The sequence below is a fragment of the Citrobacter sp. MNAZ 1397 genome (genome assembly GCF_023613995.1).
GTDB lineage: Bacteria > Pseudomonadota > Gammaproteobacteria > Enterobacterales > Enterobacteriaceae > Phytobacter > Phytobacter ursingii.
Map to the genome: position 1 here is coordinate 68,111 of NZ_JAKIVH010000003.1, position 26,798 is coordinate 94,908.

Consider the following 26,798-nt stretch of genomic DNA (forward strand, 5'->3'; position numbering starts at 1 on the left):
CTGCGGATGACTCGGCCCATCCCTGTGCCTCGCCCCTTACGGGGCCGCTGCAAGCCGCGTTCAAATCCGCTCCCGGCAGATTTGTCATTCGGTTGCCGCGTTTTTCGGCTTGCCGCCTCACCCTTTCAGGGCCAGCGCAAGCGCTGTTCAAAACGCTAAAGCGTTTGTGAAGCAATTCGAATGCTTTTGAGTCAACACTAGTTGCGGTTACGGGTGACTTTAATCACATCCGGCATGACGCGGATTTTACGCATGATGTTCGCCAGATGGACGCGATCGCGTGACGTCAGACGGATAAAGGCGCTGTAAACGCGACCGTCTTTTTCTTCCGTGTTCAGGCTCTGAATGTTGGAAGATGCGGTGTTGATTGCCGCAGTCAGATTCGCCAGCGCGCCCTGATGGTTGAACATATCCACCTTGATTTCGGTGATAAATTCCTGCGCGGTGTCCTTGTCCCACTCAACGGCCATAAACTTCTCTGGCTCTTTCTGGTAGCCACGGATGTTACGGCAAGATTCATGGTGGATAACCAGCCCTTTGCCAGGGCTAACGTGCGCCACAATCGGGTCGCCGGGAATCGGACGGCAGCACTTCGCGAAAGTAATCAACACACCGTCCGCACCTTTGATCGGCAAATGACCGCCGCTGGCACTCGTGGCGGTACTGGTGCTTTGCGTTGTCGCCACCGCTTCGCCCTGCTGCAGGTTCTTCGCCACCACCACGCTCATGGCGTTGCCGAGACCGATTTCTGCCAGCAGATCGTCAAGCGAGGCGAGCTTCATACGGTCCAGCTCGCGCTGGATATGTTCTTGCGGAATTTCCGCCAGTTTACGGCTTCCACCTAGTGCGTGATTGAGCAGACGGCGGCCAAGGCTTACCGAGTCATCACGCTTGAGGTTTTTCAGCAACTGGCGAATTTTGGCGCGGGCTTTGGAGCTCACGACAAAGTTAAGCCATGCCGCATTCGGGCGTGCGCCCGGTGCGGTAATGATTTCTACGGTCTGGCCGCTGGAAAGCGACTGCGACAGGGGATACGGCTGCCTGTCGACGCGTGCGCCCACACAAGCGTGGCCGATGTCGGTGTGTACCGCATAGGCAAAGTCGACCGGGGTCGCGCCTGCCGGCAGTTCCACGATGCGGCCTTCCGGGGTGAAAACATAAATCTCATCCGGGAAGAGATCAGATTTAACGCTCTCGATAAATTCAAACGAGCTGCCTGCGCTCTGTTGCAGTTCGAGCAGGCTTTGCATCCAGCGCTGGGCGCGGATTTGCGCGGTGGTGCTGGTTTCGCCATGCTCTTTGTAGGCCCAGTGCGCCGCGACCCCCATTTCCGCCATCTGGTCCATATCTTCGGTGCGAATTTGCACTTCAACCGGGACGCCATGGGGACCGATCATCGAGGTGTGCAGAGACTGATAGCCGTTCGCTTTTGGAATGGCAATATAGTCTTTAACGCGACCTGGACGCGGTTTGTAGAGGCTGTGCATCTGGCCCAGCACGCGATAGCAGGTGTCAGCATCATGGACGATTACGCGGAAGGCGTAGATATCCATAATTGAATGAAAACGTTGCTCTTTGAGCACCATCTTGCAATAGATGGAGTACAGATGTTTTTCGCGACCGCTGACGCGACACGGAATGCCCGCTTCCTGCAAACGCCCTTCGATTTCAGAAAGGATCTTCTGAATCATCTCTTTACGGTTACCGCGCGCGGCTTTTACCACTTCTTTAATGACGCGATAACGGTTTGGGTACAACGCTTCAAAGCCCAGCTCTTCAAGCTCGGTTTTGATGTGATGGATACCTAAACGGTGCGCCAGCGGGCTGTAAATTTCGAGGGTTTCACGGGCGATGCGACGACGTTTATCCGGGCGAAGAGAGCCCAACGTGCGCATGTTGTGAGTACGGTCGGCGAGTTTGATGAGAATGACGCGGATATCCTGCACCATCGCCATAATCATCTTGCGAAAGTTTTCGGCCTGCGCTTCTTTCTTGTCGCGGAACTTGAGCTTATCAAGCTTTGACACCCCTTCCACCAGTTCGGCAACGCTTTTGCCAAACAGCTGTTCCATGTCCTGGTAGGTTGCGGGGGTATCTTCAATCACGTCATGCAGCAGCGCGGCCATCAGCGTTTCGTGGTCGAGTTTCATCTCGGCCAGGATACAGGCTACGGCAACCGGGTGCGTGATATAGGGTTCACCACTTGAACGTGTCTGGCCCTCGTGAGCGTCACGTGCAACGAGATACGCCTGCCGAAGACGCTTAATCTGGTCTTCCGGCAGGTAGTTTTGAATCAGTTGATTCAGACTTTCAAACAGATACAAGGGCGACCCGCTTATTGATTAACGACGACCTTCAGCAATAGCGGTAACGGCTTGTAATTCAGCGGCTTCCTGCTCTTGCTGTTCCTGGCGCTCACGTACGTCGAGGATCTGGTTGTTGATCAGACCTTCTTCGATTTCGCGCAGCGCGATAACGGTGGTTTTATCGTTTTCTTCCGGTACCAGCGGATCCTTTCCGCCTACCTGCATCTGACGAGCGCGACGCGCGGCGACCAGTACCAGGTCAAAACGGTTACCAATTTTCTCTACAGCGTCCTGAACAGTTACGCGTGCCATATTTAAAATGCTCCACAGATGGTGATGGACTGGGCATGATACTGAATGTGAGTTCAGTCTGCCAACAGTTTGCTGATTAAAGCGTCATGTCGCTGCATCTGGCGGCCCATACGCAGACGTTCGGCGCGAATGATGGTTTTGAGGTCACCCAGGGCGGTATCGAAATCATCATTCACAATAAGGTAATCATACTCTGCGTAATGGCTCATTTCCGCAACTGCTTGCGCCATGCGCTTTGCGATAACGTCTTCGCTGTCCTGACCGCGACCGCGCAGACGTCTGTCCAGCTCGATTTTTGACGGCGGCAAAATAAAGATGCTGCGCGCCTGCGGCATTCTCATGCGGATTTGCTGCGCGCCCTGCCAGTCAATATCCAGGAATACATCTACGCCCGTTTTAAGAACTTGCTCAATCGTAGCGCGCGATGTGCCGTAATAATTGCCAAATACCTCGGCGTGTTCAAGGAAGGCGTCATCGTCAATCATCGCTTTAAATTCGGCATGATTAACGAAGAAATAGTGTTCACCGTGCACTTCACCCGGACGCGGCGCGCGCGTGGTGTGTGAAACAGAAACCTGGGTGTCATACAACGGTTGGGTTTTTAATAAAGCCTGGATGAGGCTTGATTTACCCGCGCCACTGGGGGCGGAAACAATATAAAGCGTGCCTTGAGCCATGAGAGTCTTTTGTATGTGAATTGCGAAAGGAAACTTACATACGTGCCTATTATACACAACGGCGCAACGTGACGTAGCCCTCGTCACACTTTTTACTGTGGATAATGGTGTTTTGCGCGCCTTTTCCCTGATTTGCCACCTTTTTTCTGCAAACGGTGAAAAACGCCGGAACCTGCCTCGCAAACCCTATGTTTTCGCCTCGAAAACCTATTCCCGTCGCGATATACCCGCAGCATTCAGCTAAGGAGATGGCGAAATGTGGATCAGGATATTTATGATGATCGGCGCGGTGGTATGGAGCGCATGCAGTTACGCGGCTTGCCCGGTATGGACGCCTGCGCGGGCAGAGCAAGAGATTGCACTGCTGGAAAAACAGATGGCGCAATGGAATGAGGATTACTGGCTACAGGGCGCGAGCGCCGTGAGCGACGATGTTTACGATAATCTCAACGCCCAGCTTGCGAACTGGCGGCGCTGTTTTGGGCAGGAGGCTGCTTATGATGCGCCAGTGTTATCCGGCGGTACAGTGAGGCACCCGGTCGCGCATACAGGGGTCGATAAACTGCGTAATAAAGAAGCGCTACAGATATGGATGGCGGGTAAAACAGCGCTTTGGGCACAACCGAAAGTGGATGGGGTGGCGGTCACACTGGTCTATCGCCACGGCACCCTTGAACGGGTGATCAGCCGGGGAAATGGGCTGGTGGGGGAAGACTGGACGGAGAACGCCCGTCGTATTCCCGCTTTACCGCAAAACGTTACGGGCGCACTGGCAAACAGCGTTTTACAGGGCGAGTTGTTTTTAAAGCGCGAGGGCCACATCCAAAAGCAGATGGGCGGGATGAACGCCAGGGCCAAAGTGGCGGGCGCCATGATGCGGCGAGGCGGGGCGGATGTGTTGAACGATATTGCCGTCTTTGTCTGGAGCTGGCCGGATGGGCCACAAACGTTAACCCAACGCCTGCAAATATTAACGCAGGCCGGGTTTGACTGGGTGGAGCGCTACAGTGTGCCCGTCAGCAATATCAGCGAGGTGGAAACCCTCCGCGAGCGCTGGTTTACTACTGCACTGCCTTTCGTGACGGATGGTGTGGTGGTGCGTAGTGCTCAGGAACCGGACGGAAAACAGTGGAGTCCGGGGCAAGGTGCCTGGGTTGCGGCATGGAAATATCCGCCGGTCGAACATGTCGCCGAAGTGAAAAACATCCGCTTTACCGTCGGGCGTACCGGGAAAATAGCCGTGGTTGCCCAACTTGAACCGATAAAGCTGGATGATAAACGTGTGCAGCGGGTCAACATTGGTTCCGTACGGCGTTGGCAGGAACTGGATATCGCGCCTGGCGATCGCGTACGGGTAAGTCTTGCAGGGCAAGGGATACCGCGCATTGATGATGTGGTCTGGCGCGGGCAGGTTCGCGATAAACCGCAACCGCCAGCCCCGGTTTTCACGCCGCTCACCTGTTTTTATGCCTCGTCGGAGTGCCAGGAGCAATTTCTGGCCCGTCTGACGTGGCTGAGTTCAAAGCAGGCGCTGGACATTGACGGCCTGGGGGAGGCGGGATGGCGGGTATTGCATCAGGCACATCGCTTTGAACATCTCTTTTCCTGGCTGGCGCTGACCAAAACACAATTGCAGGAAACCGTCGGAATAACGCCTGCAAGAGGGCTGCAACTTTGGCATCGTTTTGAGCTGGCGCGCGACCGTCCGTTTGTGCGCTGGATTTATGCAATGGGTCTGCCTTTAACAAAGTCGGCAATTCGGGCCGCCGGAGATACCCACTGGCAGCAGATGCAGGACCGAAGTAGCCAGGCGTGGCAGCGCCTGCCGGGCATCGGTACCGAGAAGGCCCGCCAGATCATGGCATTTATTCAGGATCCGGTGATTCAGACGCTGGCGGCGTGGCTGGGTGAACATGGCATCGTCGTTTTTTAGCGCCGCGTCTGCGGAGGTATCCTTCTCCGTAATCGTCAGCATCGGAATCGCCGGGTTTGACTATCCATCTGATGATAAAAGGCTGGTCACGATTTACATCGCAGGCGCCACGTGCGTAACCATATGGCAACGCATCAAAAATGAGAAAGTCTGCCTGAGCTAAACCGACGGGCCATGTAGCTCAATGAATCCTTTCTCAATGTCGTACCTGAGATGTTTGGTTAACGAAAATTGCGGGTCATTCTTATCAAATTTTAGGGTGACCATCTCCTGGTACGCTTCAACGGTCATCCCATCATAAATATGCTGGTTGATGTTGTAGCCGGAGCAGTTGGTACGATTAGAGGTGCCCCGTCGCCAGGACTTACCCACTATCCTGATGATGAAATGATGGCATTCGGACAAATTGTGGCTGCGGATATTTGTGGCGTTAATGATAGTCATATTCTGCCTCGTGAGTGTCCCACGCATTGACTTTAAGGACATGATCCCGTGGCACCTGATGCGATGGTGCCCTGGAGAATGGCGTATTTTTTGTGTATTGCCGAATCACTGGCAAGTGTCACATTGTTCAGGGTGGTCACAATCGGATTGCTGTCGCTGTCTCCCTGAAATGTCAGCGTACCTGCCGTAAGCACTTTGACCTGATCAAACGTAATATCACGAAAAACGGGAAGGTTGTCTCCCTGTGCTTTCGGCTCATAGCGCGTGTCCAGAACAATCGGGTTTTTCACGTTTTCCATGCAGATATGGCGATAGGTAACTGCGGTGACCAGGCCTCCACGCGAACGATCGCTTTTAATGCGCAGCCCGTTGGTTGTGCCGTTCAGCGTAAGAAGGTTGACGTCCACGTCACTCACGCCTTTATTGACCTCGCTACCAATGGACATGCCGTGTCCGGAACCAAATCGGTTATCCACAATAGAGATATGGGACGTGCTGGCATTCCCGGCCTTAATGGCCACATTATCATCCCCGGTGCCGATCACGCTGTGGGTGAGCGTCACATTCGTCGACCCCATAGGGTCAAAACCATCCGTATTGCGCGCAAAAGCGGGGGTGTCGATAGTGATCCCCCACAGCGTCAGCCCGTTACTGCGGTTGCCCACTATATGGAAATTTGGCGCGTTTTTAAGGGTTACCTGGTACAGCGTGATATCGCTGGAATTATCAATTTGGATCAAACGAGGCGCATTCTGTTTGCTGTCGCTTTTTTGCGCCTCCTTTGCCAGTTGCCACCAGGTCTGGTTTCGCCCGGCCATGACCGCGCCACCCTGGCCATCAATTGTCCCCTGCCCATAAATCCCATTGCCGACCGCATTTTTAATCCAGATAAATGGCTTACAGCCCTTCCCGGAATTATCCAGCGTGCCGCAGGTCTGTTTGCCGGTGTCGAAACGGGCCGGGTTAGCGGCAGCTCTCAGCGTTGCTCCTTTATCGATCGCCAGGCTTACGCCCGATGGCACGCTGAGCGGGCCGCTGTAGAAAGTGTCTGTGTTTTCAGATGCGGCCAGATGCACTGTTTTTCCGCGAGCGCAGGTATTGAGTGCCGTCTGGATGGCCTGCGTTGCATCGTCTGTTCCGCTGGCATAGAGCGTCTGACAGGGCGGCGGTGGGACGGGCTCTGTGACGGTGCGCGTGTCCCCGGCTTGTACCCCGAAGGCGCTAAGCATCAACAGGGGTGCGGCCAGATAGTATGTACGGGTATGAAGTGGTCGCGAGGATGAAAACATAAAAAGCCCGGACAGGTGGAACCCTGAAAATCACAATACCGGGAGCGATGCCGAACTGTAAAGCGGTGCCGTAAGGTAGGTCTTAAAAATAAAAAAGCCCGCAACGGGCGGGCTTTCAGGGTACTGGCGCACGATTACTCGATATTCTGAATCTGTTCGCGCATCTGCTCAATCAACACTTTCAGCTCAATGGCGGAATTGGTGACATCGGCATTAATGGATTTAGACGCCAGGGTGTTCGACTCACGGTTGAACTCCTGCATCATAAAGTCGAGACGGCGACCCACAGCCTCTTTCTTCTTGAGGATGTTCCAGGTTTCTTTGACGTGTGCGTCCAGACGATCCAGCTCTTCGGCAACGTCAATGCGCTGCGCCATGAGCACCAGCTCTTGTTCAAGGCGATTATTTTCGAGTTGAACCTGCGCATCTTCCAGTTTGGCAACCAGGCGGTCACGTTGCCACTGCAGGATTTCCGGCATCTGCGCACGGACTTTTTTCACTTCGGTGCTCACGCCTTCAAGGCGCTGCTCAATCAACGCTTTCAGCGCCTGGCCCTCGGTTTCACGGGAAACGATAAAGTCATCCAGCGCGCCATCAAGTGCTGACAGAATTTCGGCGGCAATCGCATCCAGATCCTGCTCCTGAGCGGCCATAACACCCGGCCAGCGCAGAATATCCACCGGGTTGATTTCGCCTTCATCGCTCTGCATTTTGACCCAGTTGGCGGCGTTCACCAGCTGCTTTGCCAGTTTTTCGTTGAGAATCAGCTCGCCTTGCGCGCTGGCATCAGGTTCAAAACGTAAATTACATTCGATTTTCCCGCGAGTCAGACGCGCACGGATGCGCTCGCGAACCACGGGTTCCAGGCTACGAAATTGTTCCGGCAGACGGAAGTAAGTTTCAAGATAACGCTGGTTTACCGAGCGCAGTTCCCAGGAGGCAGAGCCCCAGCTACCCTTGATTTCACGCCGGGCGTAGGCGGTCATACTGCGGATCATAGACGTTCCCGTTTTTTAAGGAGAGATGCGGGGATTATAGCTTTCACGGGCTTATCAGGATAGGAATAACCTCGGTAAGCCAGTATAATGCGCAGCCACATTCGTAACAGCCGGAGAAATCATCATGCGTCCAGCAGGCCGTAGCACCACCGAGGTGCGTCCCGTCACCCTGACTCGCCACTATACAAAACACGCAGAAGGCTCCGTGCTGGTTGAATTCGGTGATACTAAAGTGCTGTGCACCGCCACCCTTGAAGAGGGGGTACCGCGTTTTCTGAAAGGTCAGGGCCAGGGCTGGATTACCGCTGAATATGGCATGCTGCCACGCTCTACCCACACCCGTAATGCGCGCGAAGCGGCGAAGGGTAAACAGGGCGGGCGCACCATGGAAATTCAACGCCTTATCGCCCGTGCGCTGCGTGCGGCCGTCGACTTAACCGCGCTGGGTGAATACACCATCACCCTGGACTGCGACGTGATTCAGGCCGATGGCGGCACCCGTACTGCTTCCATCACCGGTGCATGCGTTGCGCTGGCCGATGCGTTGAACGCGCTGGTAAGCGCAGGCAAACTGAAAGCGAACCCGATGAAAGGGCTGGTGGCTGCGGTTTCTGTCGGCATCGTCAATGGCGAAGCGGTTTGCGATCTGGAATACGTTGAAGACTCCGCAGCGGAAACCGACATGAACGTAGTGATGACCGAAGATGGCCGCATCATTGAAGTTCAGGGGACCGCCGAGGGCGAACCGTTCACTCATGAGGAACTCCTGACCTTGCTGGCGTTGGCCCGAGGGGGAATCGAATCGATTATCGCGACGCAGAAAGCGGCGTTGGAAAACTAGTTTTTAAGGCGACTGAGAAGTCGCCTTTTTTTTGTCCGTTAAAAAGAAAGAGCCTAATGAGGCTGGTTCTAAGATGAGGAGCGAATCCATGAAACAGTATCAGCGTGAGTTTATTGAGTTTGCGCTTAACAAACAGGTACTCAAGTTTGGCGAGTTCACCCTGAAATCCGGGCGTAAAAGCCCCTATTTCTTTAACGCCGGCCTGTTTAATACCGGGCGCGACCTGGCGTTGTTGGGCCGTTTTTACGCCGAAGCGCTGGTGGATTCGAAAATTGATTTCGACCTGCTGTTTGGTCCGGCCTACAAAGGTATCCCTATTGCGACCACCACAGCGGTCGCACTGGCTGAGCACCATGAGCGTGACGTACCGTATTGCTTTAACCGCAAAGAGGCCAAAGACCACGGCGAAGGCGGTACGCTGGTGGGAAGCGCATTGCAGGGCCGCGTCATGCTGGTGGATGATGTGATCACGGCTGGTACGGCAATTCGCGAGTCCATGGAGATCATCAAGGCGCACGGTGCGACGCTGGCTGGCGTGCTGATCTCTCTTGATCGTCAGGAGCGTGGACGTGCGGATATTTCCGCGATCCAGGAAGTTGAACGCGACTACGGTTGCAAAGTGATTTCAATTGTCACCCTGAAAGAGCTGATTGCTTATCTGGAAGAGAAGCCGGAGATGGCTGACCATCTGGCTGCGGTACGGGCATACCGGAAAGAGTTCGGCGTTTGATAGTATTCCCGGTGGCGCCGCGCTTATCGGGGATACATCGATAAAGTTGCCCGGATAAGGCGGTTAACCGCCATCCGGGATAACTTATCGTTTACTGCAACTGCGCCGCCAGCAATGGCCAGCGTGCTTCAAACTCATCGGTCGGGCTGTATTTGAACTCGCTACGCACATAGCGTGACAGCATTCCTTCACAAAACGATAGCAACTGACTTGCCAGCAGCGTTTCGTCAGTGACGTAGCCTTCACCTTCACGCATCTTCTTTTCGCGCAGTACCTGACGAATCTGGGATTCGATACGCTCAAAAAGCTGATTGATACGCCCCTGTAAGCGATCCTGTTCAAACATCAGCGCATGACCAGTAAGAATGCGGGTCAGCCCAGGATTACGCTCACCAAACCCCAGAATCAATTGCACGATCAGACGCAGGCGCGCTGTGGTGTCCTTTTCATCTTTCATGATCAGGTTAATGCGTGTAATCAGGCTATCTTCGATAAACTCAATGAGGCTATCGAACATGCGTGTCTTGCTAGGGAAATGTCGGTACAAAGCGGCCTCGGAGACGCCAACAGACGCCGCCAGTTTTGCCGTAGTGATGCGTTGACTTCCATCGCTGGATTCAAGCATCAGTGCCAGAGACTGAAGTATTTCTTCGCGACGATTCCTTTTCGCGGTTTGTTTTTCTGCCATGTTGCAAAATACCCCTGAAATAAGCGCTTATCAGGCGAACATCCACGCGGCGGCCGCAAACCGGCGTTTGCGGAAATGTTATGGCGTTATGTCGCCGCAGGATGCGTTAAATGGGCTGCTTATTTACGCCCGGAGTGACCGAAGCCACCTTCACCACGATCTGTGGCGTCAAACTCTTCAACCAGATTAAATTCAGCCTGAACGACCGGAACAAAGACCATTTGCGCGATGCGCTCACCGGGTTCAATGGTAAAGCTGTCCTGACCACGGTTCCAGACGGATACCATTAATTGCCCCTGATAGTCAGAGTCAATAAGCCCCACCAGATTACCCAGCACAATACCATGCTTATGACCGAGGCCAGAACGCGGCAGAATCACTGCGGCAAGCGACGGATCGGCAATATGAATCGCCAGACCGGTTGGCAGCAGAGTGGTAGCGCCCGGCGCCAGCTCTACGGCGTCATCGAGACAGGCTCGCAGATCAAGGCCGGCAGAACCGGCGGTGGCGTAAGTAGGCAGTGGAAACTGCTTACCTACGCGCGGGTCCAGAATCTTAACGTCGATTTTTTTCATCATAACGGGTAACGATCTCGTCCAGTAATAAGTGGCCTAACTCTTCCTTGCTCTTTAGCGGTAAATGTTTATCGCCATCCTGCCAGAAAAGATGTAAAGCGTTATTGTCGCTATTAAATCCTTGATCTGATTGCGAAACGTCATTGGCACAAATCAGGTCAAGGTTTTTGCGGGCACGTTTTTGCCGGGCATATTCTTCCACATTATTTGTTTCGGCGGCAAACCCAACGACATAGGGGCGATGCTCGGTCAATGCGGCGACACCGGCGACAATATCCGGGTTTTTGACCATTTTTATTGTTAATTCATCGCCTTGTTTTTTGATTTTTTCGTCGGCAATGGCGGCGGCGCGATAATCCGCAACGGCGGCACAGCCAATAAAAATATGCTGCTGCTGAGCGAGGCCCTGCACGGCGGCCTCCATTTCCAGCGCGGTGGTCACGTCAATCCGTTTTACCCAGGCTGGCGTTGCCAGCGACACCGGGCCTGATACCAGTGTCACGTTAGCGCCACGACGGGCGGCCGCCGCAGCGATGGCAAAGCCCATCTTACCGGAACTGTGGTTCGTAATATAACGCACCGGGTCCAGCGGCTCACGGGTTGGACCGGCGGTAATCATGATATTCAGATGTTGCAGATCGTTGACAGGCGAGAAATGCGCAGCGGCGAGATCAACGATGGTCAGCGGATCCAGCATCCGGCCCGGTCCGATGTCCCCGCAGGCCTGGCTGCCGCTATCGGGGCCCCACAATAACAGCCCGCGCGAGGCCAGCACCTCTAAATTGTGCTGCGTGGCGGCGGCGCGATACATCTGCTGGTTCATGGCGGGCACAACCGCAACCGGAGAAGGCGTGGCAAGACAAATCGTCGACACCAGGTCATTGGCCATACCCGCAGCAACGCGCGCGATTAAATCGGCGGTGGCGGGGGCGAGAATCACCAGGTCGGCCCATTTACCCAGCTCAATATGGCCCATTGCGGCTTCGGCAGCCGGGTCGAGCAGGCTGTCGGAAACCGGGTAGCCTGAAACGGCCTGCAGGCTCAGCGGCGTAATAAAGGCTTTCGCCGCTTCGGTCATCGCTACGCGCACATCGGCGCCCCGATCGCGCAGACGACGCACCAGTTCAGGCGCTTTATAAGCCGCGATACCGCCGCTTATGCCGAGAACGATTTTTTTACCCGCCAGACTCATCATGACTCTTTCCTGTTGGATTTCACCAGAAGGCGGGCATTTTATCACAATCCTGTTGTTGTCGTGCTTTTGCCCGTCGTGCTCTTTGCGAGGTATTACGCAAGCGTGGCGATCCCGTGTCGATGCGCCTTTTCGCTTGTGGCAGCATGGTGCGTAAAAGGGAGGATGTGACATGGAAACGGTTTTTTTACCCCCATTACCCAGAGAAAAAATGATGAGTGCGGGTATCGAGTCGCTGACAGATATCGAACTACTGGCGCTGTTTTTACGCACTGGCACGCGGGGGAAATCAGTGATGACGCTTTCCCGCGACTTGCTGCAGCACTTCGGTTCACTCTACGGGCTGCTCTCGGCGGACTACAAAGATTTTGCCAGGGTTAACGGCATTGGGGTGGCGAAATACGCGCAACTGAAAGGGATTGCCGAACTTGCGCGGCGTTACTACAGCGTACGGCTACTGGAAGAAACATCATTACTAAGCCCGGAGATGACCCGGGAATTTCTGCAAAGCCAACTGACAGGCGAAGAGCGCGAGATCTTTATGGCGATCTTTCTCGACAACCAAAACCGGGTGTTGAAGCATTGCCGTCTTTTTTCCGGCACCATTAATCAAGTGGAAGTGCATCCGCGCGAGATTGTCCGCGAGGCGATTAAAGTGAATGCCGCCGCCGTGATCCTTGCACATAATCATCCTTCGGGTAGCGCTGAACCCAGCAAAGCGGATAGAATCATCACCGAAAGGGTGGTGAAGTGCTGTCAGTTTATGGATATTCGTGTGCTCGATCATCTGGTGATAGGCCGTGGAGAGTACGTTTCGTTCGCAGAACGGGGCTGGATTTAGACCTCTTTGGGCGATCCATCGGGATCTTTGTCTGTTCGGGACTTGAGCACATCGCCGACTCAGCGTATACTACGCCACCTTTGAGAATCTCGGGTTTGGCAATTGGGCCTGGCTACACGAGTTCGCTTAGAACCGTCAGACCAGGCTGTGAAAGCCTGACGAGGCGCCAATACCCCATACGAAGCTCGAGCTAATTTGATTTTTGGAGAATAGACATGTCCCGAGTCTGCCAAGTTACTGGCAAGCGTCCGGTGACCGGTAACAACCGTTCCCACGCACTGAACGCGACTAAACGCCGTTTCCTGCCGAACCTGCACTCTCACCGTTTCTGGGTTGAGAGCGAGAAGCGTTTTGTCACCCTGCGCGTATCTGCTAAAGGTATGCGTGTAATCGATAAGAAAGGCATCGATACAGTTCTGTCTGAACTGCGTGCCCGTGGCGAAAAGTACTAAGTACTTAGAGGAAATAAATCATGGCTAAAGGTATTCGTGAGAAAATCAAGCTGGTTTCTTCTGCTGGTACTGGTCACTTCTATACCACCACGAAGAACAAACGTACTAAGCCGGAAAAACTGGAACTGAAAAAATTCGATCCAGTTGTCCGTCAGCACGTTCTTTACAAAGAAGCAAAAATTAAATAATTTGCGCTTTATTTGTACGAAAACCTCGCTTCGGCGGGGTTTTTTGCATTTTGCCCTTCGTAGTTTGAGCCGCAGGCGCGTCAGCTTCGTGCGCTCCCCCTGGTCACTTACTCAGGTAAGCACCCGCGATTCACTTCTTGCCGCCTTCCTGTGACGCAAACTACATTGGGGAAATAAGGAGAAATAGCCATGCCAGAATTACCCGAGGTAGAAACCAGCCGTCGCGGCATTGAACCGCATCTGGTTGGCGCCAAAATTCTTCATGCCATCGTCCGTAACGGGCGCCTTCGCTGGCCTGTCTCGGATGAAATTCATCGCCTGAGTGACAAACCGGTCCTCAGCGTGCAGCGCCGTGCCAAATACCTGCTGCTGGAGTTGCCGGACGGCTGGATAATTATCCATCTGGGTATGTCCGGCAGCCTGCGTATCCTCAGCGAAGAGCTCCCGGCGGAAAAGCACGATCACGTCGACCTGGTGATGAGCAACGGTAAAGTCCTCCGCTACACCGATCCTCGACGGTTTGGGGCCTGGCTGTGGACGAAAGCGCTGGAAGGCCACAATGTTCTGGCGCATCTGGGGCCGGAACCGTTAAGCGAGACGTTTAACGCCGATTACCTGCAACAGAAATGCGCGAAGAAGAAAACCGCCATCAAACCCTGGCTGATGGACAACAAGCTGGTGGTGGGGGTGGGTAATATCTACGCCAGCGAATCGCTGTTTGCCGCCGGGATCCATCCTGACCGACTGGCCTCGTCGCTGTCACGCGAGGAGTGTGAACTGCTGGTGCGGGTGATTAAAGCGGTACTGCTGCGCTCGATTGAGCAGGGCGGCACCACGCTGAAAGACTTTCTGCAAAGCGATGGCAAGCCCGGGTATTTTGCGCAGGAATTGCAGGTCTATGGACGTAAAGGTGAACCGTGCCGGGTATGTGGTACGCCGATTATCGCGTCGAAGCATGCACAGCGCGCGACCTTTTATTGCCGTCAGTGCCAGAAGTAAAGTGCGGTGGTTGCGTTTATCCCGGCTCGCGTTGCGCTTAGTCGGGCTCCTGGTTTCCAGCCGTCTGTGGACAGGTAGCCCGGACAAGGCGCGTCAAGCGCCGCCTGCGGGAAGAGCATCCTGCAGCTTTTTCAGCAGCGCCTGATGCACGTTAGCGGGCAGAAAATGCGTGACATCACCGGTATGGCGCGCCACCTCTTTTACCAGCGTGGACGAAATAAACGACCACTCTTTTGATGGCATCAGAAATACGCTTTCCAGGTCAGGCATCAGATGGCGATTCATGTGCGCCAGTTGCATCTCATATTCAAAATCCGCCACCGCACGCAGACCACGAATCAAAATGTTCGCCTGTTGAGCCCGCGCAAAATTGGCCATCAGATCGCTAAAGCCTGTCACCGTGACGTTAGGAATATGTCTGGTCGCTTCCTGAGCCAGCGCCACGCGCTCATCGAGCGTAAACATCGGTTTTTTGCTTGGGCTGGCGGCAATCGCCAGTACCACCTGATCGAACATGGTGGCGGCGCGGGTCACGATATCAATATGCCCGTTGGTAATGGGATCAAACGTACCGGGATAAATCGCTTTTGTGCTCATCGCTTACGTTTTCTCGCTGTAACCGTGGTTTAGCGCCCACAGTTCGGTGTATTTGTTGAAAGTATACTGCGCATTGACCACCGCGAGCAGCCAGCCTTGTTTGCCATCCAGCACGCCGCCGCGTAATAGCAGCGTTTTCAGAAACGCCCCCAGCGTATGGGTGAAAATACCCGTCAGCGATGCCTTCTTACCCTTCTGATGTCGCTCCTGCGCCCAGGCGGTGGCGTAATTCAGTTGTTTGCGCTGAAAGCTGGCGAAATCACGGCAGGTCAAATGTAGCAGGTCGCCTTTCAACTCGATAACTTTTGCACCCTGGGTGTCCAGTGATTCATGTACAAGACTGGCGTTGTACTGGTAGCGTTCTCGGGGATAGAGTCGCGTCACCCGGTCCGGGTACCAGCCGCTGTGACGCATAAAACGGCCAAGGAAAAAGTTACGGCGGGCGATGCTGTAAACCGCATCCGGCTGTGGAGCGGCAAGCACGGTACGTATTGACTGCGCCAGTTCCGGTGTGACCCGTTCATCGGTGTCAATCATTAAGATATAGTCACCGCTGGCCAGGCGTTGCGCCTTCTGGCGCTGAATGCCATAGCCCTGCCAGTCGGTATCGGTGAAGACTTTTACGCCCGCCGCGCGCGCCACTTCAGGCGTTGCATCCTCGCTGCCGGAATCGAGCAAAATAATTTCATCGGCCCATGCAACGGACGCTAAGCAATCTGGCAGCAGGTCTGCCGCGTTTTTGGCGATCATGACCACCGACAGGCGTTGAGACATTAATGGCTCCGCTGAGGCAAATACGGTTGCAGGAGTTGCAGCAGACGCGTCAGCGCACCCTGGTTCTGATGCAGGACTTCAACGGCGTGGCGACCACACCACAGACGGTAATCTTCGTCCGTCAGCAAGGTCGAGACCTCTTTAACCAGCGAGTCGGCATCGGTGACGGTGATCAGGCCGTCAGCCGCCTGCAGGCGCGCGCAGATATCTTTGAAGTTGAATGTGTGTGGCCCCATCAGCACAGGAATAGCATGTGCCGCTGGCTCCAGCGGGTTATGACCGCCGCGCTCGACCAGACTACCGCCGACAAAGGCCATATCAGCAATACCGTAAAGCAGCATTAGCTCGCCCATGGTATCGCCAATGACAACCTGGGTGCTGCCGGAAGGAATTTCACCTGAGCTTCGCATGATGAAACTAAAGCCGCCTTTGCGCACCATCTCGCGCGCATCAGGGAAACGTTCCGGATGACGTGGCACCAGGATCAGCAGTAAATCCGGAAAAGTCTCCAGCAACTTACGATGTGCCTGCAGGATAATGGTCTCTTCGCCGTCGTGGGTGCTGGTAGCAATCCACACTTTGCGGCGAGGCGCCCACTGGCGCCGCAGTGTTATGGCTTTGGCCGCTAATTCCGGGGTGACGGAAATATCAAATTTCAGGCTGCCGGTAACGGCAAGTTGGCCGCGTTTCAGGCCCAACTGCATAAAACGATCGCCATCTTCCTGGGTTTGCGCAGCAATCAGCGTGATTCTGCTGAGCAGACGACGCATAAATCGGCCCAGCTTGCCGTAGCCTTTGGCCGAACGTTCCGACAGGCGCGCATTGGCGATCACCAGCGGAATTTTGCGACGGTTCAGCGCGGCAATCATATTTGGCCACAGTTCGGTTTCCATCACGATCACCAGCTTCGGGCGGACCGTATCGAGAAAACGACCCATTGCGCAGGGCAGATCGTAAGGGAGATAGACGTGATGAACATCTTTGCCAAAGGCCGACATTACACGCTCTGAGCCCGTCGGAGTCATGGTGGTGACGGTTATGGGCAGCGTGGGGTAGCGGTGGCGCAATGCGCGTACCAGCGGAATGGCCGCCAGCGTTTCGCCAACGGAGACGGAATGCAGCAAAATACCGTCCGGCTTCACTTTATTACGGCAAAAGCCATAGCGTTCAGCCCAGCGTTTACGATAAGCCGGAGCCTTGCGGCTGCGAAGCAAAAGCCGCAGCCACACCAGAGGCTGAATTAAGTAGAGCAGGATGGTATACAACAATTCCAAGCGATTATCCGTTTTTTGAGTTTCGGCGGGCAAATTCTAAGCATTTAGCCCGCTTAAAGCTATATCTTTGGCGCATTGATACTGAACCAGCGTTATAGCGAGAATGCGGCACACGCTATGCGACATCGCGGTATTTTTTAATCCGGAAATAACGGCGCCCCAGACGCCAGCGTAAACGCAATGAGCTGGCATTGGTCCAAATCAGCCGCCAGATTCCGCGATCGAAAAACTCACTGATGATAATACGTTTTTTCGCTTCATCTTTCATTTCATCGAATGTGTGAATAATGCCAAGCCCCTCTTTGGCTATTTGCCAGCGACAGGCGGAGATGTTGCGCGCCTTGTCCGGGTAACGTTTATTGATGGCGTCCAGCATCTCCAGAATTTTCATGTAATGGCGCGCTGAGCGCATCAGCGTATCGTCATTGTCCGGCTTGTGCGACACCGATTCTGAGTGAATGTAGTAATCATAAAAGGTTTCACTGGTGTACTGCACACGCTCCGCTGCCAGCAGTACCTCTGTGGTCCAGGGAATATCCTGATGACGTAGCCCCGGTTCGAAATGAAAATTATGTTGGGTAATAAATTCCCGACGATAGATATTCAGCCACGTGACATGCAGAAATTTGCGCGAGTCGAGCGCGGTTTTCAACCAGACGTGGCCCGGCAATACTGGCGTTGAAGATAAACGCTCAGGCGGGAAAATAGGGTGGCTTTCACGTTTCTTTTCGTAAACATAGCGGCCATTACAGGTGGCAACGTCAAGATTGCCCTTTTCCGCCATATCCAGCAGCGTGCGGAACATCCCCGGGTAGAGCTTATCGTCAATGTCGGGGAAGGTCAGGTATTTGCCTTTTGCAACGGCAAGGCCGGAATTTCGCGCGACGGAAACGCCCTGGTTTTCCTGTTGAATCAGCGTGACGTTTTGCATTCTGTCGCGCCAGGCATCGATCACGGCCAGGCTGTTATCGGTCGAACCGTCGTTTACCAGGATCAGTTCATAGCTTTCCAGTTGCTGTTGTTCAATGCATTCAAAAAACTGTGGAAGGAATTTCCCGCCGTTATACACCGCGACCACGATGCTCAGTAAAGGGTTTTGACTCATAAAAGATCCGGTATCGGTAAGGGGCCAGTTAGTCTTTGCTTAGCTGGCGGTATTGCTGACAGATTGTCTCCACGCTGAATTTTTCCAGCGCAGCCTGCTCAATAATCGGCGGATTAGTGTAAATGCTTTGCATCGCCTGAGCCAGCGCAGGGCTATTGAGGTCTGCAAGCCCTTTTGCCAGCGGGCCCGTCAGGATTTCGGGGATGCCGCCCGGGCAGCGGGTACTGGCAACGGGCGTGCCCAGAATCAGCGCTTCAATGACCACATTGCCCAGCCCTTCGCTATCGGAGCTGAGCACCAGCATTCGCGCCTGTTTCATCCATGAATGTGGGTTGCTCTGAAAGCCTTTAAACAGCACGCGGTCGGCAACGCCCAGTTTTTCAGCCAGCGCGCGCAAACGCTGTTCCTGCTCTGGTTTGCCCTGGCCAAGCAACACTAACGGCGCGGTGATGTGACTTAGCGCATAGGCTTCAATCAGGCGGTCCTGGCGTTTTCCAGGATGCAGGCGCCCGACGTGGATGATGTAATCCTGGCCGGCCATCTCGAAGGGGACGTCGGCACTTGCGCGGATCGCGGCAATATCAAAGGGGTTATAGATGGTTTTCAGCTGTGCAGGCTGGATGGCGAACTGTTCGACCAGGTCCTGCCCGACGGCGCTGGAGACGCTGACGATATTGCGCCCCTGGTAAACGCGTTTAATTTTCTGCTGTTTCAGCCAGCGGTCAAAGCCGGTCCGGTGACCGAGATAAGAGGTTGAAAACACGCCATGCAAACAGAACCACAGGTTATGCGAGCGCAGCGTTTTACTGCGCGACACAATGCGATCGGTTTTATGCAGGTTAGATAACACCAGATCGAAACGACCCGAGCGCTCGGCATCGACGACCGCAGCGTCAAGCTGGCGCGCGCGACGAGAAATCTCCGTCAGCTTACGCCAGGGCTTGCGACATTTATCGGCGATAACCCGGTAATCGAGCCCCTCAGGCAGAGGATATTCGCAGACGTCGCGCAGTGAAAAAAGTGATACTTCATCCCCCCGGCGTAAAAACGTCTCTGCAAGCGTCAAAACGACTTTCTCGGCGCCGCCGCCCGGTAATCCATCAATGATAAACAGTATGCGCATGGTCATTTCACCAGCTTCTGGTAAAGGGCAAGTAATTGCGTCGACAGACGCTCAGCGGTGCAGGACAAAATGCGTTCTCGGGCATGCTGCCCTTCACTGGAGCCTGATGCGCGTGCGGGGAGTGCCATAACGGCGTCCTGCAAGGCGGGAATATCCAGCGCATCGCACACATAGCCATTCTGCCCCTGAACAATGAATTCCTGGCCGCCGCAGCCGGTCGTGGTGATAACCGGCAAACCACAAGCCATTGCTTCCAGAATCACATTGGGGAACGGATCGTAAAGGGTTGGCAAAAGCAGGCCATCCGCCATTTGATAGAACGGTAGCGTCTCTGTTTGCATGCCAAAGAAGTGCACCCGACTGGCACAATTCAGCGATACCGCCAGAGATTCGTAGCGACGCTGATCTTTATCCTTGCCCACGACGAAAAGGTGGCGATCCGTGGGGGCGATAGCGCGAATGGCAGCATCCAGACCCTTACGCTCGAAGCCCGAACCGACATAGACCAGGCCGGTTGCCTGTAGCGGAATCCCGTGCTGTTGGCGCAGCGTCGCGAAGGTCTCTTCATCCGGCGGTGTGAAACGCTGGTTATCGATGGCGTTGTAAATCACATGGATTTTGTCTGCCGGCAGGCCGAAATCCGCAATGATCTCCTGCTTTATCATCTCGGCATTGCAAATGACACCGCGCAGATGGTCATGCTGATACATCTCACGTTCAGCATTCATGACATAGCGGTGATAGCGGTCAGCGAACAACAAGGCTTGTTTCCAGCCCGGCAGAATACGCGCACGTTGCTCCAGCCAGCGGCGGTGCACGCCGTCCCCGGCGCGATACAAATCGCAGCCCGGAATGCGCTCATGGCTTTGCACAAGGTCGAACTGTTTGCTTTCCCAGAGCGCTCTTGCGGCGTTAGCGAACCCGCGTTCGCGGCTGATGCGTCCCCATTTTCTGGGGTTACAGACATGAATATGCCAGTCCGGTTTTACCGGCCCCTGCCACTCGCGGGTGATAACATTCAGTTCGAGATGACTGCTATCGAGCGCTTCCAGCGCGCGGGAGACAAAACGTTCCGCGCCGCCATCGGGGCGGTATTTTTGCCTTACCAGTGCCAGGCGAAATTTGCTCATGCTAAAACCCTTCTTGCCGCGGCGATAACGTCTTCCTCAGGAATCAAATTCAGGTAACGTTCATCCGTACGGGTATCAATGGCATCAGGATCGGGAAGCGGGCCGTAGTCCCCTGCCCAAATGACTTCGCCCTGAGCCTGCCATGGACGCCAGAAGGTCAGTTTAGAGGGGCCAAACAGGGCAACCAGCGGCGTATTAAGCGCGGCGGCCATATGCATCGGTACGGAATCGACCCCAATGAACAGCCGGGCGTGGTCAATCAGCGCACCGAGCTGACGCAGCGTCAGTTTCCCGGCCAGCGAGACCAGGCGCGCATCCTGGCAGCCTGCGATAATGGTATCAACCATCTGCTTCTCTTTGGCATCCGGGCCAGAGGTGAGGACAACGGTGTAGCCGTCAGCCGAGAGCGCGTTAATCACCGCGCTCATGCGATCCTCTCGCCAGCATTTAAAGAACCAGCGTGAGGTGGGTTGCACAACGATATAGCCACCGGTTAAGCCTTCTGGCAACAATGCCTTGCAGGCCTGCCAGTCTGCTTCGCTATAGCCCATTTTGGCCGGGGCAGTTTGTACCTCTATACCCAATGGCGCAAGGATGGAGAGATTTTGCTGGACCGTATGCAGGCTGTTATGGGCCTGCGTGGAGGCCAGGTCCGTATGGCAAAAGCGCCAAAAGGGGTGGCGGCGTTTCGGGAAATCAAAACCAATGCGACGAGGTGCGCCAGTAAAGCGGGTGACGATGGCGCTGCGCCATTGATCGGCCAGGTTCAGTACCAGGTCGTAGTGTTGCTTACGTAAAGTCCGTAGCAGCCCCCACTCCATGGCGATCAGATGGCGCTGCCCCTGCTTTTTCCATTTCCGGTCAATGCCGTAAATGCGATGGATATCGGTGTTGGCAGCGAGCATATCCCGCGTCTCTTCATACAGCAAAACGTCGATTTTTGCGTCAGGATAGCGCTGGCGAAGTGTCTGGATCACGGGCGTAATCAGCAGCATATCGCCATGATGGCGTAGCTTTATCACTAAAATGCGCGCAGGCATTGTGCTGTTGAAAGGGCGGGTTTCGGGCGTCATACGGTCTTCTTAATCCGATTACAAGCCTCTGATTCTAGGTTATCAGATGCATTGAGAGAAGCGTTGTATTGCTCTACCATGACCGGATAACTAAGCCTGAGGACAAAGACGTGCAGAAACCGGCATTTCTTATCACGATCGATACAGAGGGTGACAACCTCTGGCAAAAAAATGACAGTATCACCACAGAAAATGCGAAATATTTGCCGCGTTTTCAGGCTGTGTGTGAAAAGTATGGTTTTAAACCGGTCTATCTTACGAACTACGAAATGGCCATCGACCCGTTTTTTATCGAGTTTGGTCAGGACGTGATTTCCCGGGGCACGGCAGAAATCGGTATGCATTTGCATGCCTGGAATAGCCCGCCAGAGACGCCGCTGACCGATAACGACTGGCGCTATAAACCCTACCTTATTGAGTATTCCGACGCGCTGATGCGGGAAAAGGTCGATTTTATGACCAAACTCCTGCAGGACACCTTCCAGACCAAAATGCGCAGCCATCGTGCCGGTCGCTGGGCCTTTGATGAACGTTATGCGCGTCTGCTGGTTGAATATGGCTACGAAGTGGACTGCTCCGTCACGCCAAAAGTGAACTGGAAAACCGCGAAAGGGGCGCCGCAGGGGACCGGGGGCACGGATTATCGCCATTTCCCGCTACAGGCCTATTTTCTTGATGAAAACGACATCAGTAAGCCCGGCAACTCGTCGCTGCTTGAGGTGCCAATGAGCATCCAGTTCAAGCACTCGGCGCTGATGAACAGCATTAAACAGGGTTATGACAAACTGCGCGGTAAATTGCGTTCGCCTTCTGTCCATTGGCTACGACCAATGGGCGGCAACGTTGATACCATGCAGCGTGTTGTGGAGCAGACGCTGGCGCAGGGCAATGACTACGTTGAGTACATGCTGCACTCGTCCGAATATATGCCGGGTGGTAGCCCGACATTTAAGAATGAACAGGATATCGAGCGTCTGTATGATGACCTTGAATCTTTCTTTACATGGTTGCAGCCGCGCGTTAAGGGCATGACCCTGGCGGACTACTATCAGCAAAAAATTGTACAGCGCTAAACAGATAAGTTGAGTTGGTAACGATGGGTGCCCTTAAGCAATTCACACGCAAAAAGAACGCGTTTTTCCGTAGCATTAAATTTGCGTTGATCAATCGCCGCTATCGGCATAAAGCGGCGCGTGCGCCCTTTAATCCGCATTCGGTGAAACATCTATTGTTACTGCGCCTCGATGACAAGATTGGCGATATGGTGGTGACAACAGGTTGTGCCCGCGCGCTGGCAGAAAAAGGTTATCGGGTTTCAGTCCTGACGGGGCCGATGTGTCAGCAACTTTTGGCGGGCGCGGACTATCTGGAAAACGTTCACCTCTATAAACCGCGCATGTCGCTTGCGGCATTACAGGCCGAGCGGTTTGATGCCGTTATTGATTTTGATGATGTGAATACCTACGAGCGTTTTAAGTTGTTGTCAGAACTGAACGTAGGTTGCGTCATTGGCTACAACAAAGAGCAGTACAAGCTTTTTGATCACACTATCCCTTTCTTTGATGCCACAAAGCACATTTCCGCACGCTATCAGCAGGTATTGAATTTGTTCGGTATTGCGGCTGACCACTACACCTACCATGTCGCGGGAGACGCACACGAACGGGAGAAGGTGGCACAATTGCTGGCAACCGAAGCACCGCAAACCTGCTTTGTGGCGATCAATCCTTTTACGGGTTCCGAGGATAAGGATTTTTCTCGCGAGCAGGTCGTCAGCATTGTTGAGCATCTTAACGCGCTGCCTTATCCCACCCGGGCGGTAATAATTGGCCAGAGCGCAAAAGTCAGTCAGCTCAATATAGATAATGCCCTGTTTCTTAAGGACAGTACGATCAATACTGCGGTAGAAATCGTTCGTCGGGTTGATCTGGTGATCACGCCGGATACCTCAATTGTGCATATTGCTCGTGCGCTCGATAAACCGCTCATCGCCGTTTATAACCAGCGTAAGCTCAAAGATACGGGGTTGCCGGGGTATAAAATCTGGGCACCACACTATGAAAAGGCGACGCAGCTTATTTGCTCAACAGACGATATTTCGGCGATGCCGATGGTGGAATTGCTGCAAACTATCGATATCCGCCTCGATGAGATTTGCCATCCAGTAGCAAAAGCGATGTAATCAAAAATAAAGGCCCGCAATGCGGGCTTTTATCGTTTAGAAGGTATAAAACAGATTCTTTGGTTTACTGTGACTGATGACAACCGCCAATGGCAGCCAGAATAAAATCCAGGATTCTCTTGGGTTACTGATAATAAACATCCCCTGCGAGGACATAAATATCAGCGCAAAGATGAACAGCGCGGCCTCATAACGTTTGTCTTTGACATACTTGCCAATCGCAAAAGCCAGTCCACAGAAGATAATCATCAGCAGAATGAAGAAACCCAGAATGCCACCTTTCAGTAAGGTGCCAAGGTAGACACTGTGCGTCGTGGTAATATGCTCGCCGCTGTAATTTATAAAATCCAGATCGAAAGTAAAACCACGACCAAGCCACCAGTGAGAGGACACTTCCTGTAACGTATGGTGCCAGATACTCAAGCGCAGCCCACTCTGCGTGCTGAGCGCCTCGAAGCGCCCCACCAGTAAATCGCCCGCCGGGGTAAAGAAGAATAAGGCCGCGAAGACGATAATAAGTACCGCGCCGATAGTCAGATTGCGTCTTGTCAGTAAATGAAGATGCAGTGTGAAGAGAAAGGCGATAAAGAGCGAAATAATGGGACCACGGCTTTGTGTTAGCAGCATCATAAACAGCAAAATGACGATGGGAATCCAGTACAACGGCTGTTTCTGCTCCTTCATGAGTATCCCTGAGAGCAAGATGCCCACGCCGCAATAACCTGCTAAATCAATAACATTTGCCGGGCCGGGATTGCTGAGCGAGACCTGACGGAGCGTGAGTACCAGCGAGTAGTCGGTTATCAGTGTGTACACTGACAGAACGGTAATCCCCGCCACCACACTTAACAACGCAATGTGTCTGCTTTTTGGATTTTCCAGCAGGCTGCTCAGAATAAGCACGTAGAAAAAAAGATAGGTGCCATGGGTCAGTGTGGAATTGAAACGCGGTGGCTCGCTTCCCCAGAAATTGCTCAGCGCGAAATAAATCATAAAAACTATCATCGCAAGCAGTATCAGCCCCTTACCACGACAGTTTTGTACCAGCATGCTCAGATTTTGACGGCTTAATAACGACAGTACAAACAAAGCTAACGTGATATGGAAAAGATTATTAGTGCGGGTTGACATACAAAAGATGGCACTAAAAAAAAGAAACAAATAAAAGAAAACCGGATAAGCGTTTTTGGAATGCTTAGCGATTGTTGAAGTAATCATCAAAAGATACCTTAGTAAAAACTGCATCAGGTACTGCGCTGTCTAAAGAAAAGTTCACGACTGTGCTTTTATTCTCTTTCATTATGCGTGAAGCATGAGCGAAAGACGGCATAACAAGATTGTCGATTTTTGTTTCCAGATAGGATGGCAGCTTATTTTCTGCGGTCTCATAAAAACGCGGTTGGTGGAAGTTATTCATATCCAGGCCACTAATGAGAATAGTGTTGAATCCCATAAAGGTTAAAATCTGCAATGCCCAGTACACCACGGTCCCCGCATCAAAAATACCCAACCGGATATCGGTACTAAAACAGATATCGTTGCGCTTCTCGCAAAACCGCATCGGCGAATTGCCGTTATAGGCTTCCCATTTTTGGTCGTGCGGAACTTTTGGCTGATAAATTTTATAGCAAGCGTCTTCAATCAGGGCTAAACGGCATTTGAGCTCTGCTGCGTGGCGATCGAGAATTTTGGCGATACCGTGCATGGTGGTAAACAGCAGGATACTGCTATCGGCAATAATGGCGCGGATGATATCGCTTCTTTTGTCAAAAAACTCCATATCTACAATCACATAGAGTGAAAAATCCACATCCAGCGACAGGGAATAGGCGCCGTTAACGCCCATCACCGGGATATCTTTTGGCAGTTTTTTGAAATCAATGCCTCGGGTTGACGGGCCAGTGGCTGTCAGTAAAACCTCCCCCTGCGCACTCCCTTTCAGCCCGCTGAGCGACACCAGAGGAACCGGGAAGCCTTTATAATTCAGTGAGCTAATCTCACCGCTCTTCGCCCGCTGGATTTTGGTCCACGGCCAGAGATTTTCGTTATGGCGGAAGCTTCGCGGGCGCGTATAACGATAGATTTGCTTAAAAAGTGAACCCATTACACCCCTGCCTGGCTTTTAAGATGTGCATAAACGCGTGCGGCGGAAATATCGTCCGTGCGGTTTCCGGTTTCCGGGCGCAGGCTGTGCTGGTTTTTACCGTAACCCCCGATCAACCCTGGATCCGTTGGTCCGTAGAGCGTCACATTCGGGCGATCCAGTGCCGCCGTCAAATGACTCAGACCGGTATCGACGGAAACCACAAACCTCGCCCCGGCCAGCACCTGAGCGACATTTTCCAGGCTCATGCGTGGCAGGACATCCACGAAATCATAGCCCTCGGCAAGGCGTTTTGCCCGCGCTTCTTCATGCGGCGCACCCCAGGGTAACTTAATCCGCAAACCGCTGTTAGCCAGCAGGCCAAGCAGCTCACGCCAGTGGCTCTCAGGCCAGTGCTTATCATCACGCGTTGTGGCATGTAAAAAGACGGCATATGGCGTCTTGAGGCCACTACTGCTGGGAAAATGGCGGGCAATGGCGTAATCGCCCTGAATTTGTGGTTTGTCGTAACCCAGGCTTTTTGCGAACAGTTCACGGGTGCGCTCCACCGCATGCTGCTGCTTTGCGATGTGATGGCGGCGATTGTAGAACAGGCTCGCCAGCGGCTCACGCGCGGTTTGCCAGTCCATACCATGTTTAATGCCGTGGGCAAGACGCGTCACCAGCGCGGCGCTTTTTACCAGCCCCTGAGCATCGATGATAGCGTCGTAGTATTCGGCCTGCACGGCGTGGCGAAATGCATGACGCTCTGCTTTCACGGGCGCAGAAAACCACGCTTTACGCCAGCGGCGAATCGCCACGGGAATCACCCGGTCAACCGCATCATGCCATGAGGGGATTTGCGCAAAGTTTTCTTCAACAACCCAGTCAAAGTGAATACCAGGAATCGCCTGTACCGCGTCGGTTAACGCAGGCAGGGTATGCAGCACATCACCCATTGAAGAGGTTTTAACGATAAGAACCCGCATTCG

Annotated in this window: 28 protein-coding genes; 9 read left to right on the forward strand and 19 right to left on the reverse strand. The window is 53.6% G+C overall.

Features of this window, described 5'->3' with window-relative positions; genetic code table 11:
• Positions 1 to 197 precede the first annotated feature (197 nt).
• From spoT to gmk, 3 genes are read right to left on the reverse strand one after another with little or no spacing between them, the layout of a single operon-like run.
• Positions 198 to 2,324: a bifunctional GTP diphosphokinase/guanosine-3',5'-bis pyrophosphate 3'-pyrophosphohydrolase gene (gene spoT, locus L2097_RS17560; protein WP_047372567.1), complete on the reverse strand. Its 2,127-nt coding sequence runs from the start codon at positions 2,322 to 2,324 to the stop codon at positions 198 to 200.
• 18 nt (positions 2,325 to 2,342) lie between these two features.
• Positions 2,343 to 2,618, reverse strand: a complete 276-nt coding sequence (rpoZ, locus tag L2097_RS17565; RefSeq protein ID WP_000135058.1) for a DNA-directed RNA polymerase subunit omega — start codon at positions 2,616 to 2,618, stop codon at positions 2,343 to 2,345.
• 53 nt (positions 2,619 to 2,671) lie between these two features.
• On the reverse strand, positions 2,672 to 3,295 hold the full coding sequence (gmk, locus tag L2097_RS17570; RefSeq protein ID WP_039080107.1) for a guanylate kinase: 624 nt from the start codon (positions 3,293 to 3,295) through the stop codon (positions 2,672 to 2,674).
• Between the two features lie 256 nt (positions 3,296 to 3,551).
• Here gmk and ligB point away from each other — a divergent pair, with 256 nt between their 5' ends.
• Complete coding sequence (gene ligB / locus L2097_RS17575) at positions 3,552 to 5,228, forward strand: NAD-dependent DNA ligase LigB (protein WP_250353390.1); 1,677 nt, start codon at positions 3,552 to 3,554, stop codon at positions 5,226 to 5,228.
• 159 nt (positions 5,229 to 5,387) lie between these two features.
• On the opposite strand, the gene L2097_RS17580 is transcribed toward ligB, so the two are convergent.
• The 3 genes from L2097_RS17580 to L2097_RS17590 form a co-directional block, all read right to left on the reverse strand.
• Positions 5,388 to 5,672, reverse strand: coding sequence for a hypothetical protein (locus L2097_RS17580; RefSeq protein WP_250353391.1), 285 nt, complete (start codon positions 5,670 to 5,672; stop codon positions 5,388 to 5,390).
• 32 nt (positions 5,673 to 5,704) lie between these two features.
• Positions 5,705 to 6,961 (reverse strand): glycoside hydrolase family 28 protein, encoded by a 1,257-nt coding sequence (locus L2097_RS17585; RefSeq protein ID WP_250353392.1) that lies wholly within the window; start codon positions 6,959 to 6,961, stop codon positions 5,705 to 5,707.
• A 134-nt stretch (positions 6,962 to 7,095) separates the two neighbouring features.
• Positions 7,096 to 7,959 (reverse strand): YicC/YloC family endoribonuclease, encoded by an 864-nt coding sequence (locus tag L2097_RS17590; RefSeq protein ID WP_085005085.1) that lies wholly within the window; start codon positions 7,957 to 7,959, stop codon positions 7,096 to 7,098.
• 124 nt (positions 7,960 to 8,083) lie between these two features.
• Here L2097_RS17590 and rph point away from each other — a divergent pair, with 124 nt between their 5' ends.
• Positions 8,084 to 8,800, forward strand: coding sequence for a ribonuclease PH (rph, locus tag L2097_RS17595; protein ID WP_047372588.1), 717 nt, complete (start codon positions 8,084 to 8,086; stop codon positions 8,798 to 8,800).
• 88 nt (positions 8,801 to 8,888) lie between these two features.
• Complete coding sequence (gene pyrE / locus L2097_RS17600; protein WP_047372589.1) at positions 8,889 to 9,530, forward strand: orotate phosphoribosyltransferase; 642 nt, start codon at positions 8,889 to 8,891, stop codon at positions 9,528 to 9,530.
• 91 nt (positions 9,531 to 9,621) lie between these two features.
• Here pyrE and slmA read toward each other — a convergent pair whose 3' ends face one another.
• The 3 genes from slmA to coaBC form a co-directional block, all read right to left on the reverse strand.
• A complete protein-coding gene (gene slmA, locus L2097_RS17605; protein ID WP_039080112.1) occupies positions 9,622 to 10,218 on the reverse strand; it encodes a nucleoid occlusion factor SlmA in 597 nt (198 codons plus the stop codon).
• 119 nt (positions 10,219 to 10,337) lie between these two features.
• Positions 10,338 to 10,796 carry a dUTP diphosphatase gene (gene dut / locus L2097_RS17610; protein ID WP_039080113.1) on the reverse strand — a complete coding sequence of 153 codons (459 nt, stop codon included), beginning with the start codon at positions 10,794 to 10,796 and terminating at the stop codon, positions 10,338 to 10,340.
• A complete protein-coding gene (coaBC, locus tag L2097_RS17615; RefSeq protein WP_120785470.1) occupies positions 10,774 to 11,985 on the reverse strand; it encodes a bifunctional phosphopantothenoylcysteine decarboxylase/phosphopantothenate--cysteine ligase CoaBC in 1,212 nt (403 codons plus the stop codon). The genes dut and coaBC overlap by 23 nt, the downstream gene beginning before the upstream one ends.
• Positions 11,986 to 12,157: 172 nt before the next feature.
• On the opposite strand from coaBC, the gene radC reads away from it, so the two are divergent.
• The 4 genes from radC (at position 12,158) to mutM (ending at position 14,465) form a co-directional block, all read left to right on the forward strand.
• On the forward strand, positions 12,158 to 12,826 hold the full coding sequence (gene radC / locus L2097_RS17620; protein WP_047372591.1) for a RadC family protein: 669 nt from the start codon (positions 12,158 to 12,160) through the stop codon (positions 12,824 to 12,826).
• A 215-nt stretch (positions 12,827 to 13,041) separates the two neighbouring features.
• Positions 13,042 to 13,278 carry a 50S ribosomal protein L28 gene (gene rpmB, locus L2097_RS17625; RefSeq protein ID WP_002436699.1) on the forward strand — a complete coding sequence of 79 codons (237 nt, stop codon included), beginning with the start codon at positions 13,042 to 13,044 and terminating at the stop codon, positions 13,276 to 13,278.
• A gap of 20 nt (positions 13,279 to 13,298) precedes the next feature.
• Entirely contained in the window at positions 13,299 to 13,466 is a 168-nt protein-coding gene (rpmG, locus tag L2097_RS17630; protein ID WP_003024094.1) for a 50S ribosomal protein L33, read from the forward strand.
• 189 nt (positions 13,467 to 13,655) lie between these two features.
• Positions 13,656 to 14,465: a bifunctional DNA-formamidopyrimidine glycosylase/DNA-(apurinic or apyrimidinic site) lyase gene (gene mutM / locus L2097_RS17635; RefSeq protein ID WP_085005083.1), complete on the forward strand. Its 810-nt coding sequence runs from the start codon at positions 13,656 to 13,658 to the stop codon at positions 14,463 to 14,465.
• Between the two features lie 93 nt (positions 14,466 to 14,558).
• On the opposite strand, the gene coaD is transcribed toward mutM, so the two are convergent.
• The 7 genes from coaD to rfaQ form a co-directional block, all read right to left on the reverse strand.
• Complete coding sequence (gene coaD / locus L2097_RS17640) at positions 14,559 to 15,062, reverse strand: pantetheine-phosphate adenylyltransferase (RefSeq protein ID WP_250353393.1); 504 nt, start codon at positions 15,060 to 15,062, stop codon at positions 14,559 to 14,561.
• A gap of 3 nt (positions 15,063 to 15,065) precedes the next feature.
• Positions 15,066 to 15,836, reverse strand: a complete 771-nt coding sequence (locus L2097_RS17645) for a glycosyltransferase family 2 protein (RefSeq protein WP_250353394.1) — start codon at positions 15,834 to 15,836, stop codon at positions 15,066 to 15,068.
• Complete coding sequence (waaA, locus tag L2097_RS17650; protein WP_047372595.1) at positions 15,836 to 17,110, reverse strand: lipid IV(A) 3-deoxy-D-manno-octulosonic acid transferase; 1,275 nt, start codon at positions 17,108 to 17,110, stop codon at positions 15,836 to 15,838. The genes L2097_RS17645 and waaA overlap by 1 nt, the downstream gene beginning before the upstream one ends.
• Before the next feature lie 115 nt (positions 17,111 to 17,225).
• The gene (locus L2097_RS17655; RefSeq protein ID WP_047372596.1) at positions 17,226 to 18,215 is read right to left on the reverse strand and encodes a glycosyltransferase; all 990 of its coding nucleotides are present in this window, start codon (positions 18,213 to 18,215) and stop codon (positions 17,226 to 17,228) included.
• Positions 18,216 to 18,243: 28 nt separating this feature from the next.
• Positions 18,244 to 19,338 (reverse strand): glycosyltransferase, encoded by a 1,095-nt coding sequence (locus tag L2097_RS17660; RefSeq protein WP_085005166.1) that lies wholly within the window; start codon positions 19,336 to 19,338, stop codon positions 18,244 to 18,246.
• A gap of 2 nt (positions 19,339 to 19,340) precedes the next feature.
• Positions 19,341 to 20,468, reverse strand: a complete 1,128-nt coding sequence (locus L2097_RS17665) for a glycosyltransferase family 4 protein (protein WP_250353395.1) — start codon at positions 20,466 to 20,468, stop codon at positions 19,341 to 19,343.
• Positions 20,465 to 21,541, reverse strand: coding sequence for a putative lipopolysaccharide heptosyltransferase III (rfaQ, locus tag L2097_RS17670; protein WP_047372598.1), 1,077 nt, complete (start codon positions 21,539 to 21,541; stop codon positions 20,465 to 20,467). Before rfaQ ends, L2097_RS17665 begins: the two co-directional genes overlap by 4 nt.
• 110 nt (positions 21,542 to 21,651) lie before the next feature.
• On the opposite strand from rfaQ, the gene L2097_RS17675 reads away from it, so the two are divergent.
• Both L2097_RS17675 and L2097_RS17680 read left to right on the forward strand, forming a co-directional pair.
• Entirely contained in the window at positions 21,652 to 22,614 is a 963-nt protein-coding gene (locus tag L2097_RS17675; RefSeq protein ID WP_250353396.1) for a polysaccharide deacetylase family protein, read from the forward strand.
• A 23-nt stretch (positions 22,615 to 22,637) separates the two neighbouring features.
• Positions 22,638 to 23,723: a glycosyltransferase family 9 protein gene (locus L2097_RS17680; protein WP_250353397.1), complete on the forward strand. Its 1,086-nt coding sequence runs from the start codon at positions 22,638 to 22,640 to the stop codon at positions 23,721 to 23,723.
• Between the two features lie 36 nt (positions 23,724 to 23,759).
• Here the strand turns inward: L2097_RS17680 and L2097_RS17685 are convergent, their stop codons facing one another.
• Genes L2097_RS17685 through rfaC form a run of 3 tightly spaced genes read right to left on the reverse strand, consistent with a single transcriptional unit; the run spans position 23,760 to position 26,795 of the window.
• Positions 23,760 to 24,941: an O-antigen ligase family protein gene (locus L2097_RS17685; protein ID WP_047372601.1), complete on the reverse strand. Its 1,182-nt coding sequence runs from the start codon at positions 24,939 to 24,941 to the stop codon at positions 23,760 to 23,762.
• Complete coding sequence (locus tag L2097_RS17690) at positions 24,919 to 25,827, reverse strand: WaaZ-like lipopolysaccharide core biosynthesis protein (RefSeq protein ID WP_250353398.1); 909 nt, start codon at positions 25,825 to 25,827, stop codon at positions 24,919 to 24,921. Before L2097_RS17690 ends, L2097_RS17685 begins: the two co-directional genes overlap by 23 nt.
• Positions 25,827 to 26,795: a lipopolysaccharide heptosyltransferase RfaC gene (gene rfaC, locus L2097_RS17695; RefSeq protein WP_047372603.1), complete on the reverse strand. Its 969-nt coding sequence runs from the start codon at positions 26,793 to 26,795 to the stop codon at positions 25,827 to 25,829. Before rfaC ends, L2097_RS17690 begins: the two co-directional genes overlap by 1 nt.
• Positions 26,796 to 26,798 lie beyond the last annotated feature (3 nt).